Here is a 13,002-nt window from a genome sequence, read left to right as displayed (position 1 = left end):
ACCGCAACCGGCCGCCACCTCGCGGGAAAACCCCACCCCCCGCCCTCTGCGACAATGTGGTGCATGGCCTCTGATCGACCTCGCGTGCTCTCCGGAATCCAGCCCACCGCAGGCTCGTTCCACCTCGGCAACTACCTCGGCGCCGTCCGCCAGTGGGTGGCCCTGCAGGAGTCCCACGACGCGTTCTACATGGTCGTCGACCTGCACGCGATCACGGTCCCGCAGGACCCGAAGGAGCTCAGCGCCAACACCCGGCTGGCCGCCGCGCAGCTCCTCGCGGCCGGGCTCGACCCGGACCGCTGCACGCTCTTCGTCCAGAGCCACGTCCCCGAGCACGCGCAGCTCGCCTGGGTCATGAACTGCCTCACCGGCTTCGGCGAGGCGTCCCGCATGACGCAGTTCAAGGACAAGTCCGCCAAGCAGGGCGCCGACCGCGCGAGCGTCGGCCTGTTCACGTACCCGATCCTCCAGGTCGCCGACATCCTGCTCTACCAGGCCCACGAGGTCCCCGTCGGCGAGGACCAGCGCCAGCACATCGAGCTGACCCGCGACCTCGCCGAGCGCTTCAACGGCCGCTTCGGCCGGACCTTCACGATCCCGAAGCCGTACATCCTCAAGGAGACGGCGAAGATCTACGACCTCCAGGAGCCGTCGATCAAGATGAGCAAGTCGGCGTCCACGCCGAAGGGCCTCATCAACCTGCTCGACGAGCCGAAGGCCACCGCGAAGAAGGTCAGGAGCGCGGTCACCGACACCGACACGGTCATCCGCTACGACCTCGAGAACAAGCCGGGCGTGAGCAACCTGCTCACCATCTACTCGACGCTCACCGACGCGAGCATCCCGGAGCTGGAGCAGCGGTACGAGGGCAAGCTCTACGGCGCGCTCAAGACGGATCTCGCCGAGGTCGTCGTCGAGTTCGTGACGCCGTTCCGGGACCGCACCCAGCAGTACCTGGACGACCCCGAGACGCTGGACTCGATCCTGGCCAAGGGGGCCGAGAAGGCGCGTGCCGTCGCCGCGGAGACGCTCTCCCAGGCGTACGAGAGGGTGGGCTTCCTGCCCGCCAAGCACTGAGGCGCACCACCGCACACATGTCCACCGGACAGAGCGCTGCACATCACTTCCACTGCGCCTGCCCACAGCACAGCCATGGCCGTACAGTCGATAGCCGTACGACTGAGTCCGAGGGAGTACGGCGGAGTGTGGGCGAGCACGAACCCGGCAGCACATTCGGCACGACGACAGGAGACGACGTGGGGACCGTAACGATCGGCGTGTCGATCGCGGTCCCGGAGCCCCACGGCAGCCTGCTCCAGGAGCGGCGCACGGGCTTCGGCGACGCCGCGGCTCACGGCATCCCCACGCATGTCACCCTGCTCCCGCCGACCGAGATCGACCGCGGCGCACTGCCGGCGGTCGAGGCGCACCTGACCGAGGTCGCCTCGGCGGGCCGCCCGTTCCCGATGCGCCTGTCCGGCACGGGCACCTTCCGGCCCCTGTCGCCGGTCGTGTACGTGCGGATCGTCGAGGGCGCCGAGGCCTGCACCTGGCTCCAGCAGCAGGTCCGCCACCCGTCCGGGCCCGTCGCGCGCGACCTCCAGTTCCCCTACCACCCGCACGTCACCGTGGCGCACGGCATCGACGACGCGGCGATGGACCGCGCGTTCGAGGAACTCGCCGACTACGAGGCCGAGTGGTCCTGCACTGGCTTCGCCCTCTACGAGCAGGGCGCCGACGGCGTCTGGCGCAAGCTGCGCGAGTACGCCTTCGGCGGCCCGGTGGTACCCCCGCAGGCCGCCCACGTGGACCGCGGCTCCCTGCCCACGCGGTAGCGGCCGGCTACACCGGCAGCCTGCGGAAGATCCCCCGCGGCACGTGCCGCAGCACCGACATCACCACCCGCAGCAGCCCGGGCACCCACACGGTCTCCGAGCGGCGCCGCAGGCCCAGCTCGATGGCCGTGGCGACCACCTCGGGGGTGGTGGCGAAGGGCGGCTCATCCAGCTCGGCGGTCATCTCCGACCGGACGAAGCCGGGGCGTACGACCATGACGTGGACGCCGGTGCCGTACAGCGCGTCGCCCAGGCCCTGGGCGAAGGCGTCCAGGCCGGCCTTGCTGGAGCCGTAGATGAAGTTGGCGCGGCGGGCGCGTTCGCCGGCGACGGAGGAGAGGACGACCAGGGAGCCGTGGCCCTGGGCCTGCAGGGCGCGGGCTGCGACCAGACCGGAGGAGACCGCGCCCGTGTAGTTGGTCTGCGCGACGCGGACCGCGGCCACCGGATCGCGCTCGTCGTGGGCCTGGTCGCCGAGGACACCGAAGGCGAGCAGCACCAGGTCGACGTCACCCTCCGCGAACACCTTGCCGAGCACGGCCTCGTGGGACTCGGGGTCGAGGGCGTCGAAGGCGACGACGCGCACCTCGGCGCCCCGGTCGCGCAGCTCGCAGGCGGCCGACTCCAGGGCGATCGAGGGGCGGCCGGCCAGCCACACCGTGCGGGTGCGGCGGGTGATCAGGCGGCGTGCGGTGGCCAGCGCGATCTCGGACGAGCCGCCGAGGACGAGGAGGGACTGGGGGAGGCCGAAGGCGTCCTTCACGACAGCTCCTAGAGATTGCCTAGAGGGAGAGGCGGCGGGCGAGGTCCGAGGTGAACACCCCGCGCGGGTCCAGCTCCGCGCGCAGGGCGCGGAAGTCGTCCAGCCGGGGGTACATCGAGGCGAGCAGGTCCGGCCGCAGCCGGGAGTCCTTGGCGAGGTAGACGCGGCCGCCGGCGCCGGCGACGTCCTCGTCCAGCTTGTCGAGGAGGGTGACGAGGCCGGGCATGGCGGTGGGGATGTCCAGGGCCAGCGTCCAGCCCGGCCGGGGGAAGGAGAGCCAGCCGGGGTCGGCCTCCCCGAAGCGCTTGAGGACGGCCAGGAAGGACGGGCACCCGCGCCGCCTGATGCGGCGCACGATCCGGCGCAGGGTGTCCTCCTCGCCGTGACCGACGACGAACTGGTACTGCACGAAGCCGCCGCGGCCGTAGACGCGGTTCCAGTGCGGGATGCCGTCGAGGGGGTGGAAGAACGCGGACAGCCTCTGGAGTTCGCCGGTCCGCGCGTGGGGGGCCCTGCGGTACCAGAGGTCGTTGAACAGTCCCACGGTCCGGCGGTTGAGGAGTCTCTCGGGGACGAAGGCGGGGGCGGGTGGGAGCTGGGCGGGGTGGAAGGAGAGCGGGGCCCTCCGCGCGCGTGCGGGCAGTGCGGCGAGGGGGGCGTGGTCGCCGCGGGTCAGGACGGCGCGTCCGGTGGCCGCTCCGCGCGCGAGGAGGTCGATCCAGGCGACCGAGTAGCGGTAGCGGTGGTCGGTGGCCGTCAGCCGGGCCAACAGGTCGTCGAGGTCGCTCGCGCGCTCGGTGTCGACCACCATGAACGTCGTCTCGACCGGCTGGAGGCGGATGGTGGCCGTGAGGATCACCCCGGTCAGGCCCATGCCGCCGGCGGTCGCGTCGAACAGGGGGGTGCCGCGGCCGACCGCGCGGACCGAGCCGTCGGCGGTGAGCAGCTCCAGCGACAGGACGTGGCGGGAGAAGGAGCCGGACACGTGGTGGTTCTTGCCGTGGATGTCGGCGCCGATCGCGCCGCCCACGGTCACGTAGCGGGTGCCGGGCGTCACCGGCACGAACCAGCCCAGCGGCAGCAGCACCTCCATGAGGCGGTGCAGGGAGACGCCCGCGTCGCACAGGACGGTCCCGCCGGCGGCGTCGATGGCGTGGATCCGGTCCAGGCCCGTCATGTCGAACACGGCACCGCCGGCGTTCTGCGCCGCGTCCCCGTACGCCCGCCCCAGGCCCCGGGGGATGCCTCCGCGCGCCCCGCAGTCCCGGACGGCGGCCACCGCCTCCTCGTACGTCCGGGGGCGGATCAGACGGGCGGCGGTGGGAGCGGTGCGGCCCCATCCCGTGACGGAGACGATCTCTGGAGCGGTCTCGGAGACGGTCTCGGAAGCGGTCTCGGCAGGCATGTCGGTGAACGTATCGTCCCTTTGTGAGCGATTAGTTCTGAAACATCCCGTTACTCCCCGAAATGGGTGATTAATGGGATGTCGCCCAATATTGTCGTAGTTCCGGCTGGGTCGGCGGGAACAGTGAGTTCCCATGGACCACCACACGGATGACATCCCGGATGACATCGACCACCGCATCCTTGCGGCGCTCCGCGCGCGTGGTGCGGATCCTCGCGTGGCGGGCGCCGCGCGCACCCTGTCCCGGGCCGGGGAACACGGTGCCCTGTGGCTCGTGGCGGGGCTCGTGGGGGCCGCCGTGGACGGCTCGCGGCGCGGCGCCTGGCTGCGGGCGACGGCGCTCACCGCGGGCGCGCACGTTGCCAGCATGGGCGTGAAGCGGATCGTGCGCCGTCCCCGTCCCGCGCATGTCGAACCCCTGGTGCGCACCGCCGGCCGGCACTCCTTCCCCAGCTCGCACGCGACCTCCGCGGCGGCCGCCGCCGTCGCCTACGGCGCCCTCGGGGCGCATGTCGTCCCCCCGCTCGCCGCCGCGATGTGCCTCTCGCGCCTGGTCGTCGGCGTCCACTACCCCTCCGACGTGGCGGCGGGCGCGGCCCTGGGGGCACTCGCGGCGCGCGTGGGAGCGCGCTGGATGAGAGAGGGCGCACGGAGCGTGCACGGAGGCGTCCGAGGGGGCGTGCATGACTGAGGCAGCGCCCCTCGCCCACACCCAGCACCCCACGGACGCCCCCCGGGAACAACCCACCCTCGGTCACCACGTGGCACAGCACCGCCCGGGCGACGGAGCAGCCGCACCCCCCGCGCCGCCCACGGGCCCAGGCGCCGTCCTCACCGGCCTCGTCCGCACCGCCCGCCCCAAACAGTGGGTCAAGAACACCCTCGTCGCAGCCGCCCCCGCGGCCGCCGGACGGCTCTTCTCCTGGCCCATCCTCACCGAACTCGCCCTGCTCTTCGCGCTGTTCTCCGCCTGCGCCGCCGCCGTCTACCTGATCAACGACGCCCGCGACGCCGACGCCGACCGCGCCCACCCCACCAAGCGGCACCGCCCGGTCGCCGCCGGACAGGTCCCGGTGCCCGTCGCCTACGCCGTGGGAGGCGTCCTCGCGGTCCTCGCGCCCGCCGCCGCGGCCTGGCTGACCTCCCCCCTCGTCGCGGCCCTCCTGACGGGGTACCTCGTCATGCAACTGGCCTACTGCGTCAGTCTCAAGCACGTCCTGGTCGTCGACCTCGCCGTCGTCACGACCGGGTTCCTGATGCGGGCCATGGTCGGCGGCCTCGCTCTCGGCATCCCGCTCTCACGCTGGTTCCTGATCACCACCGGGTTCGGGGCACTGTTCATGGTGTCGGCCAAGCGCTACTCCGAGGCCGTGCAACTGGCCGGCACGAAGGGCGCCACGCGCGCCCTGCTCACCGAGTACACCACCGGCTATCTGCGCTTCGTCTGGCAACTGGCCGCGGGGGTCGCCGTCCTCGGCTACTGCCTGTGGGCCCTGGAGGAGGGCGGCGTCCCGCACACGAGCGTGCTGCCCTGGCGCCAGCTGTCGGTGGTCGCCTTCATCCTGGCCGTCCTGCGCTACGCCGTCTTCGCCGACCGCGGCACCGCCGGCGAACCCGAGGAGGTCGTCCTCGGCGACCGCGCCCTCGCCCTGATCGGCGCGGCCTGGCTGACCATGTACGCGCTGGCGGTGGCCAACTGGTGAGCACGCGCGCGTGGCCGCCCCGCCGCGACGAGGTGCTGTCCTTCGCCGCCGTGGGCCTCCTCGCGTACGCCGCCGACCTCGCCGTGTTCACCTGCCTGCGCGGCCCGGCCGGCGTCGGCCCGCTCACCGCCAAGGCCCTGTCCTTCCTCGCGGGCTGCGCGGTCGCCTACACGGGCAACGCACTGGGCACATACCGGCACGCGCGCGTGAGGGGACTGCGCCCCTACGCCGTGTTCCTCGGGGTGAACCTCGCCGGCGCCCTCGTCCAGCTCCTCTGCCTCGCCGTCAGCCACTACGGCCTCGGCCTCACCTCGCAGCGCGCGGACACCGTCTCGGGCAGCGTGATCGGCATGGCGCTCGGTACGGTCCTGCGCTTCTGGGGAACCCGCACCCTGGTCTTCCGCGTCATCCGCCGCGAGGAGGGCAGAGTCGGATCATGGACTGGCTGAAAAGGCTCCCCGGCATCGGGCCGTACGCCACGCGCCTGATGGCCACGCACGCGTGGCGGTCGTACGAACGGCTGGACCGGGTGAAGTGGACGCGGCTGGCCGCCGCGATGACGTTCACCAGTTTCGTCGCGCTCTTCCCGCTGCTCACCCTCGCGGCGGCGATCGCCGCCGCCACCCTGAGCGAGGAGCGGCAGAACACCCTCGAGGACAAGCTCGTCGACCAGGTGCCCGGCATCGCCGACCAGTTGGACATCGACGGCCTGGTGCAGAACGCCGGCACCGTCGGCCTCATCGCCGGCGCCGTCCTGCTGTTCACCGGCGTCGGCTGGGCCGGCTCGATGCGCGAGTGCCTGCGCGCGGTGTGGGAGCTGCCCGACGAGGAGGAGAACCCGGTCCTGCGCAAGGCCAAGGACGCAGGCATCCTCCTCGGGCTCGGCGGCGCCCTCCTCGTCACCCTCGCCGCCTCCGCCGTCGCCTCCGCGATGGTCGGCTGGATCACCGGGCGGCTCGGCGTCGACCAGGCCGGCTGGGACGGCGTCCTGCTGTGGATCGCGGCGTTCGCCGTCGCCGTCCTCACCGACTTCCTGCTGCTCCTCTACGTCCTGACGCTGCTGCCGGGCGTCGAGCCGACCCGCCACCGCCTGGTCGTGGCCGCGCTGACCGGCGCGGTCGGCTTCGAACTGCTGAAGCTGCTGCTCAGCGGCTATGTGCAGGGCGTGGCCACGAAGAGCATGTACGGCGCGTTCGGCGTGCCCGTCGCCCTGCTGCTGTGGATCAACTTCACCTCGAAGCTGGTCCTGTTCTGCGCTGCGTGGACGGCGACGGGCAGCGCGCCGCACGCGCCGGAGCCGGACGTCAGCGACGACGGCGTACCAGATCCGGCAGCGGCCAGCGGCGGTTGACCAGGAACGCGGCGCCCGCGAGCAGCACCAGCGCCCCGCCGGCGATCGCCAGCGCCGTGCCCATGCCGCCGGAGCCGTCCCCGGTCACCGCGCTCGCCACGGGCTTCTCGGACACGTTCCCGGAGCCGCCCGCCTCCCCGGACCCGTCGCCCCCCTCGGCGGAGCCGTTCTCACCGGGCTGGCCGCCGGCCGGGGCGGCGCCCTTCGGCGGGACGAGCTCACCCACCGGCCGCACCTTGCCGGCGGCCTGGAAGCCCCAGTCGAACAGGGCGGCGGTCTCCTTGTAGACCTCGTTGTGGTCCGTCTTCGCCGGGTTCATCACCGTCACGAGCAACACCCGGCCGTCGCGCTCGGCGACGCCGGTGAAGGTGGCACCCGCGTTGGTGGTGTTGCCGTTCTTGACGCCCGCGATGCCCTGGTACTGGCTGATGTCGTAGTCGCCGGTCAGCAGCCGGTTGGTGTTCTGGATCTCGAAGGTTCCGCGGACCGTCTTGCCCTTCTTGTTCTTCTTCGTCTCGCCCGGGAACTTCGCCGTCAGCGTCGAGCAGTACTCCCGGAAGTCCGCCTTCTGCAGCCCGGAGCGGGCGATCAGCGTCAGGTCGTACGCGGAGGAGACCTGGCCGGAGGCGTCGTAGCCGTCGGGGGAGACCACCTGGGTGTCGAGGGCCTGGAGCTCCTCGGCGTGCTCGTTCATCTCCGTCACCGTCTTGCCGACGCCGCCGTTCATCGACGACAGCACGTGCACGGCGTCGTTGCCGGAGCGCAGGAAGACACCGAGCCACAGGTCGTGGACGGAGTAGGTCTCGCCCTCCTTTATCCCGACCATGCTGGAGCCGGAACCGATGCCCTCCAGGTCCTTCGGCTCGACCTTGTACTGCGTGGTCCTGGGGAAGCGCGGCAGCAGGGTGTCGGCGAAGAGCATCTTCAGGGTGCTCGCCGGGGGGAGCCGCCAGTGCGCGTTGTGCGCGGCGAGCACGTCGCCGGACTCGGCGTCCGCGACGATCCACGACCGGGCGGTCAGGTCCTTCGGCAGCACCGGCGCGCCGCCCGCGAGGTCCACCTGCGTCCCCGCCTGCCCGAGACGGGCGCCGCCGACGGTCGACATGTCCGCCGGGGGAGCGACCGACGGCTTCGCCGAAGCCGAACCCGAAGCCGAAGCCGAAGCGGAACCGGAGGGCGAAGCCGACGGCTTGGCCGAGGACGCGGCCGGGGCCGACGGTGAGGGTGACGGGGTCGGGGCCGCCAGGGACACGGGCGCGGTCAGCGCGAGGGACGCGAGGGTCGCGGAGGTGACCAGCAGGGATCGCCTGGCGGTCTGCTTCAAGGGTGCGGGCACGACGGAGAAAGTACCTGGCAGGCGCGGGGAAGTCCCATCCCCCTCCCCACCCCGGTCACGGAACCGGACACCGGGCGGCGATACTGAAGGCATGAAGCTCAGCCGCCCGGTGTCCTGGTTCCTGCTCGCCTTCGGGGTGTGGAGCTGGGTCATCTGGGTCACTTTCGTCAGAAACCTGTTCAAGGACAGCAGCGGTCTCGCCTTCGAGGACGGCGACCCCACCGCGTACTTCTGGGTCCACCTGACACTCGCTGTCGTCTCCTTCGTATTGGGGACGGTCGTCGGGGTCATCGGGTTGCGCGGTCTGCGCGCACTGCGCCGAAAGTCATAGCCGAAGCGCCGGACCACTCGGCCGGACGACCGATCCGACAGCGGGGATTACGACACCGTGGCCATCCTTTTCGTGCTGCTCGTCCTGGCCGTGCTGGTGACGGCCAACTGGTACCTGTGGCGCCGCCTGTTCCGCGACACCACCCGCGCCCCGGGCTGGGCGCGGCGCGGCGGCGCGGTGCTGATCGCGGGCGGCTGGGCCCTGGCCGTCGGCGCCCTGGTCGCCGAGCGCACGGGCGCCCCCTTCTGGCTCCAGCGCGTCCTGGCCTGGCCGGGCTTCCTCTGGCTGGCGCTGTCGATCTACCTGCTGCTGGCGGTCGTCGCCGGTGAGGCCGTACGGCCGTTGCTGCGCCGCCACCTGGAGCGGCGCCGGCCCGCCGCGGTGGCCGTGCCGCGCCCGCACCCGGTGCCGGCGGACGCGCCGCGCGAGGAGGCGGAGCCCGTGCCGACCGGCCGGTCGCGTGAGCGGACGGCACCCGGAGCGGCCGTGCCGTCGAAGGAAACCGTGGCGGCGGGCGCGGCACCCGGAAGCCCCAACGGCCCGGAGAACACCGGCTCCGCCGCCGGTTCCCCCACCGGCTCCGCCGCTGCTTCCGACACCGGCTCCGCCGACGCCGGCCCCTCCCCGCTGCTCGTCGCCGCCCCCTCCCGCCGGCTCTTCGTCTCCCGCGTCGTCGCCGGCGCCGCGGCCGCGGCCGCCGTCGGAACGGTCGGCTACGGCACGTACGGCGTCCTGAGCGGGCCGAAGGTGAAGCGGGTGACGGTCCCGCTGGCCAAGCTGCCGCGCGCGGCGCACGGCTACCGGATCGCCGTCGTCAGCGACGTCCATCTGGGCCCGGTCCTCGGCCGGGGCTTCGCCCAGCGGGTCGTCGACACGATCAACGGCACCCGGCCGGACCTGATCGCGGTCGTCGGCGACCTCGTCGACGGCAGCGTGGAGGACCTGGGCCCGGCGGTGGCCCCGCTCGCGCAGCTCGAGGCGCGGCACGGCAGCTTCTTCGTCACCGGCAACCACGAGTACTTCTCCGGCGCCGAGCAGTGGGTCGCGGAGGTGCGGCGGCTCGGCCTGCGCCCCCTGGAGAACGCGCGCACCGAACTGCCCTGGTTCGACCTGGCGGGCGTCAACGACGTCACCGGCGAGAGCGAGGGCCAGGGCCCCGACTACACCAGGGCGCTCGGCGACCGGGACACCACACGCGCGTGCGTGCTCCTCGCCCACCAGCCCGTCCAGATCCACGACGCCGTCGACCACGGCGTCGACCTCCAGCTCTCCGGCCACACCCACGGCGGCCAGCTCTGGCCCGGCAACCTCGTCGCCGGCGCCGTGAACCCCACCCTGGCGGGCCTGGAGCGCTACGGCGACACACAGCTGTACGTCTCCCGGGGCGCCGGCGCCTGGGGCCCGCCCACGCGGGTGGGCGCCCCGTCGGACATCACGGTGATCGAACTGGCCTCGACGCGCGCCTGACGGCCCGGCACCCCCGTCGGCGGCGGCCGGTGCCGGCGGACGGACACGGCGTGTTCCGGCCGGGGAAGCCGGACGGGATCCGAGCGGGTCCGGGCATGGGCCCGCCCGTCACCGGGAAGTCACCCGACGGGGGCATGTGGTGGAGGTGTGCGCGCGGTGAGGAGTAGACGTGCTGAGACGCAACTCCTTCCGGCTGCCCCGGCACCCCGCGTCCGTCGGCCTCGCCCGGCGCCGGGTGCGGGACCACCTCGCCGACTGGGGGCACGCCCTCGACGACCCGGCCGTGGAGGACGCGGTCCTGCTCGTGTCCGAGCTGGCCACGAACGTCGTACGGCACGGGCTCCCGCGGGAGCGCGACTTCGAGGTGGCCGTCACGGCCCTCGGTGACGGCTCCTGCCTCATCGAGGTCTCCGACGAGAGCCGGAGCGAGCCCCGGCCGCGGATCGTCTCCGAGTGGGAGGAACACGGCCGTGGCCTGCACCTGGTGGAGGCCGTCGCCGCCGCGTGGGGCGTCTGGAACAGGGGCCGGCACGGCAAGACGGTATGGGCCCTGGTGGCCGCCCCCGCCGAGCGCCAGGACCCGCCCGGCGGACCGCCGGAGGCGTTCTAGCCGCACTGCTTCCCGCACTCCGGCAGCTCCACCGTCACCGTCAGCCCCTCGCCCGGAGCCGTCCGGACCGCCACCTCGCCGCCGTGGGCCTGCACCACGCCCTGCACGATCGCGAGCCCCAGACCGCTGCCCGCGCCGCCGCCGGCCCGGAAGAACCGGTCGAAGACGCGCGCCGCGTCCTCCGGGGCCAGCCCCGGGCCCTTGTCCTCCACGAGCAGCCGCACGACGCCGTCGGCGCGCTCCACACCGAGCCGTACCGGCACGTCGGCGGGCGTGTGGATGCGGACGTTGGCCAGGAGGTTGGCGAGGACCTGACGCAGACCCGACTCGTCGGCCCGCACCAGGACGGCACCGTCGGCGCCCACGGTGAGCGGCCGGCCGGGCTGCTGGACCCGCAGGTCCTCGGCCGCGTCCCGCACCAGCCGGCTCACGTCGACGTTGCGCAGTCGCAGTTCGGGCCGCTGGTCCAGGCGGGCCAGCGTGAGCAGCTCGTCGACGAGCCGGCCCATCCGGTCCACCTCGCCGTTCATCCGGTCCCAGGCCCGCCGCCGCTCCTCCGGCTCGCGCAGCATGCCCTGGTCGTACAGCTGGAGGTAGCCGCGGATCGCGGAGAGCGGGGTGCGCAGCTCGTGCGAGGCGTCGGCGACGAAGCGGCGCAGCTGGGCCGCGCTGTGCTCGCGCGTGCGGTACGCCGTCTCCACCTGGTGGAGCATGGAGTTCAGCGCGAGCCGCAGCTGTTCGACCTCCCGGGTGGGGTGGTGGCTGGAGGGCACCCGCCGGGTGAGGTCGCCCTCGGCGATCGCCGACGAGGTCTCCACCATGTCCTCCAGCGGCCGCATCCGCCGCCGCACACTGAACAGCGTCAGACAGGCGAGCAGCGCCAGCAGCAGCGTGCCGACGGCGAGGTCCAGCCGGAGGGCCTTGGCCATGCCCTGGTGCAGGGCGTCGGTGGAGGTGGCGAGCAGGATGTAGGGCCCGTCGGCGAGCCGGGCCGCGGTCACCCGGTACGCCGCGCCGTGCACGGTGACCTGGCGCGGCTCCGGGGCCTCGGCGAGGGCCCGCGGGTCGTCCACCGCCGCCGCGAGGCCGCGCTGGGCGACGGTGGGCCGGATGTCGAAGAGGGTGAGGGCCTCGCCCCGGCCGTCGACGGCGGTGAAGATCGAGTCCGGTGTCGGCCGCGTGTCCGCGCCCTGGGGTTCGATCCGGTCACGGACGACGCCCAGCACGCTCAGCGAGTCGATCTGGCGCATGGTGAGCCGCGAACTGCCCAGCGAGGCACGCATCTTGGTCAGCTCGGAGTCCATCTGGCCGACCAGATAGTGCTCCATCCCCATGAGGCTGACGGCGGTCGCCACGACGATGCCGAGGGCGAGCAGCGCCACGTTCGCCAGCGTCAGCTGCACGCGCAGGGAGTGGATGCCGCGCCGGCCGTGGAGGGACCTCATGCCAGCCCGTACCCCACGCCCCGCCGCGTGGTGATCAACGGCGGCCCCAGCGCGTCCAGCTTGCGCCGCAGATAGCTGATGTAGGTCTCGACGACGGTCGACTCGGGCGGGGTGTGCTCGTACTGCCAGACGTGGCGCAGGAGTTGCTCCTTGGGCACGATCCGGCCGCCGTTGCGCACCAGGAAGCGCAGCAGCGCGTACTCGGTGGGGGTGAGCTCGACCGTGCGGCCCGCGCGGTGCACGCTGTACGTCGTCTCGTCCAGCTCCAGGTCGCCGTATCGGAGCGGCGGCCGCTGCGGGAGGACGTCGGCCGGACGCGTACGGCGCAGGACCGCCGTGACGCGGGCGACGACCACCTCGATGTCGAACGGCTTGGTGATGTAGTCGTCGCCGAAGGCGAGCGCGCCGACGATCTCGGCGGGCGCGTCGCGCGCGGTGAGGAAGACCAGCGCCAGCTGCGGCTGCCGCTCGCGCAGTTCCCTGCCCAGCGCCCGCCCGTCGCCGTCCGGCAGCATCACGTCGAGCAGCGCCACGTCGGGCCGGGTGCGGGCGGCCAGGGCGAGGGCCTCGCGGACGGTGCCGGCGGTCATGACCTCGAAGCGGTGGAAGCGCAGGGCGATGGCGAGGACGTCCGCGATGCTCGGCTCGTCCTCCACGACCAGCACGGTGCCGGGGGCCGTCGTCATGCCCCCAGTATCGGCGGGACCACTGACAGCGGGGCCGGTTCCCGCTTTGGAGTTCCTTGAGAGTCATGGC

General features: G+C 73.0%; 14 protein-coding genes. 9 read left to right on the top strand and 5 right to left on the bottom strand.

Translation table 11 applies throughout. The features are described from left to right. Positions 1–63: 63 nt before the first annotated feature. Entirely contained in the window at positions 64–1,077 is a 1,014-nt protein-coding gene (trpS, locus tag ACF1A1_RS09795; RefSeq protein ID WP_391647289.1) for a tryptophan--tRNA ligase, read from the top strand. 179 nt (positions 1,078–1,256) lie between these two features. Then, entirely contained in the window at positions 1,257–1,835 is a 579-nt protein-coding gene (locus tag ACF1A1_RS09790; protein WP_391647287.1) for a 2'-5' RNA ligase family protein, read from the top strand. Positions 1,836–1,842: 7 nt separating this feature from the next. Here ACF1A1_RS09790 and ACF1A1_RS09785 read toward each other — a convergent pair whose 3' ends face one another. Together ACF1A1_RS09785 and ACF1A1_RS09780 are read right to left on the bottom strand one after the other, a co-directional pair. Beyond that, positions 1,843–2,598 carry a decaprenylphospho-beta-D-erythro-pentofuranosid-2-ulose 2-reductase gene (locus tag ACF1A1_RS09785; protein ID WP_391647285.1) on the bottom strand — a complete coding sequence of 252 codons (756 nt, stop codon included), beginning with the start codon at positions 2,596–2,598 and terminating at the stop codon, positions 1,843–1,845. A 19-nt stretch (positions 2,599–2,617) separates the two neighbouring features. Beyond that, positions 2,618–4,003 (bottom strand): FAD-binding protein, encoded by a 1,386-nt coding sequence (locus ACF1A1_RS09780; RefSeq protein ID WP_391647283.1) that lies wholly within the window; start codon positions 4,001–4,003, stop codon positions 2,618–2,620. A 133-nt stretch (positions 4,004–4,136) separates the two neighbouring features. On the opposite strand from ACF1A1_RS09780, the gene ACF1A1_RS09775 reads away from it, so the two are divergent. The 4 genes from ACF1A1_RS09775 to ACF1A1_RS09760 are packed head-to-tail and all read left to right on the top strand — an operon-like array spanning position 4,137 to position 7,057. Beyond that, positions 4,137–4,694 (top strand): phosphatase PAP2 family protein, encoded by a 558-nt coding sequence (locus ACF1A1_RS09775; RefSeq protein ID WP_391647281.1) that lies wholly within the window; start codon positions 4,137–4,139, stop codon positions 4,692–4,694. Then, positions 4,687–5,706 carry a decaprenyl-phosphate phosphoribosyltransferase gene (locus ACF1A1_RS09770; protein ID WP_391647279.1) on the top strand — a complete coding sequence of 340 codons (1,020 nt, stop codon included), beginning with the start codon at positions 4,687–4,689 and terminating at the stop codon, positions 5,704–5,706. The genes ACF1A1_RS09775 and ACF1A1_RS09770 overlap by 8 nt, the downstream gene beginning before the upstream one ends. Beyond that, positions 5,703–6,155, top strand: a complete 453-nt coding sequence (locus ACF1A1_RS09765) for a GtrA family protein (RefSeq protein WP_391647276.1) — start codon at positions 5,703–5,705, stop codon at positions 6,153–6,155. The genes ACF1A1_RS09770 and ACF1A1_RS09765 overlap by 4 nt, the downstream gene beginning before the upstream one ends. Further along, positions 6,143–7,057 carry a YihY/virulence factor BrkB family protein gene (locus ACF1A1_RS09760; RefSeq protein ID WP_391647274.1) on the top strand — a complete coding sequence of 305 codons (915 nt, stop codon included), beginning with the start codon at positions 6,143–6,145 and terminating at the stop codon, positions 7,055–7,057. The genes ACF1A1_RS09765 and ACF1A1_RS09760 overlap by 13 nt, the downstream gene beginning before the upstream one ends. Here ACF1A1_RS09760 and ACF1A1_RS09755 read toward each other — a convergent pair. Further along, positions 7,011–8,393 carry a D-alanyl-D-alanine carboxypeptidase family protein gene (locus ACF1A1_RS09755; RefSeq protein ID WP_391647272.1) on the bottom strand — a complete coding sequence of 461 codons (1,383 nt, stop codon included), beginning with the start codon at positions 8,391–8,393 and terminating at the stop codon, positions 7,011–7,013. The genes ACF1A1_RS09760 and ACF1A1_RS09755 overlap by 47 nt on opposite strands. Before the next feature lie 91 nt (positions 8,394–8,484). Between ACF1A1_RS09755 and ACF1A1_RS09750 the strand changes: the two genes are divergently transcribed. From ACF1A1_RS09750 to ACF1A1_RS09740, 3 genes are all read left to right on the top strand, one after another. Then, positions 8,485–8,724 carry an SCO4848 family membrane protein gene (locus tag ACF1A1_RS09750; RefSeq protein WP_391647270.1) on the top strand — a complete coding sequence of 80 codons (240 nt, stop codon included), beginning with the start codon at positions 8,485–8,487 and terminating at the stop codon, positions 8,722–8,724. A 57-nt stretch (positions 8,725–8,781) separates the two neighbouring features. Beyond that, entirely contained in the window at positions 8,782–10,191 is a 1,410-nt protein-coding gene (locus tag ACF1A1_RS09745) for a metallophosphoesterase (protein WP_391647268.1), read from the top strand. A gap of 169 nt (positions 10,192–10,360) precedes the next feature. Then, entirely contained in the window at positions 10,361–10,801 is a 441-nt protein-coding gene (locus ACF1A1_RS09740) for an ATP-binding protein (protein ID WP_391647266.1), read from the top strand. Here the strand turns inward: ACF1A1_RS09740 and ACF1A1_RS09735 are convergent. Both ACF1A1_RS09735 and ACF1A1_RS09730 read right to left on the bottom strand, forming a co-directional pair. Then, positions 10,798–12,246: a sensor histidine kinase gene (locus tag ACF1A1_RS09735; RefSeq protein WP_391647264.1), complete on the bottom strand. Its 1,449-nt coding sequence runs from the start codon at positions 12,244–12,246 to the stop codon at positions 10,798–10,800. The genes ACF1A1_RS09740 and ACF1A1_RS09735 overlap by 4 nt on opposite strands. Next, on the bottom strand, positions 12,243–12,932 hold the full coding sequence (locus ACF1A1_RS09730; protein ID WP_391647262.1) for a response regulator transcription factor: 690 nt from the start codon (positions 12,930–12,932) through the stop codon (positions 12,243–12,245). The genes ACF1A1_RS09735 and ACF1A1_RS09730 overlap by 4 nt, the downstream gene beginning before the upstream one ends. Positions 12,933–13,002: the final 70 nt, after the last annotated feature.

The organism is Streptomyces sp. NPDC014995 (genome assembly GCF_043080745.1).
GTDB lineage: Bacteria > Actinomycetota > Actinomycetes > Streptomycetales > Streptomycetaceae > Streptomyces.
This window is presented reverse-complemented; position numbering and strand designations above follow the sequence as displayed.

What these genes read in the sequence shown, in the direction of transcription:
- ACF1A1_RS09775 (WP_391647281.1), top strand. Translation starts at nt 4,137, where the DNA reads ATGGACCACCACACGGATGACATCCCGGATGACATCGACCACCGCATC.
- ACF1A1_RS09730 (WP_391647262.1), bottom strand. Translation starts at nt 12,932, where the DNA reads ATGACGACGGCCCCCGGCACCGTGCTGGTCGTGGAGGACGAGCCGAGC.
- ACF1A1_RS09735 (WP_391647264.1), bottom strand. Translation starts at nt 12,246, where the DNA reads ATGAGGTCCCTCCACGGCCGGCGCGGCATCCACTCCCTGCGCGTGCAG.
- ACF1A1_RS09760 (WP_391647274.1), top strand. Translation starts at nt 6,143, where the DNA reads ATGGACTGGCTGAAAAGGCTCCCCGGCATCGGGCCGTACGCCACGCGC.
- ACF1A1_RS09750 (WP_391647270.1), top strand. Translation starts at nt 8,485, where the DNA reads ATGAAGCTCAGCCGCCCGGTGTCCTGGTTCCTGCTCGCCTTCGGGGTG.
- trpS (WP_391647289.1), top strand. Translation starts at nt 64, where the DNA reads ATGGCCTCTGATCGACCTCGCGTGCTCTCCGGAATCCAGCCCACCGCA.
- ACF1A1_RS09780 (WP_391647283.1), bottom strand. Translation starts at nt 4,003, where the DNA reads ATGCCTGCCGAGACCGCTTCCGAGACCGTCTCCGAGACCGCTCCAGAG.
- ACF1A1_RS09770 (WP_391647279.1), top strand. Translation starts at nt 4,687, where the DNA reads ATGACTGAGGCAGCGCCCCTCGCCCACACCCAGCACCCCACGGACGCC.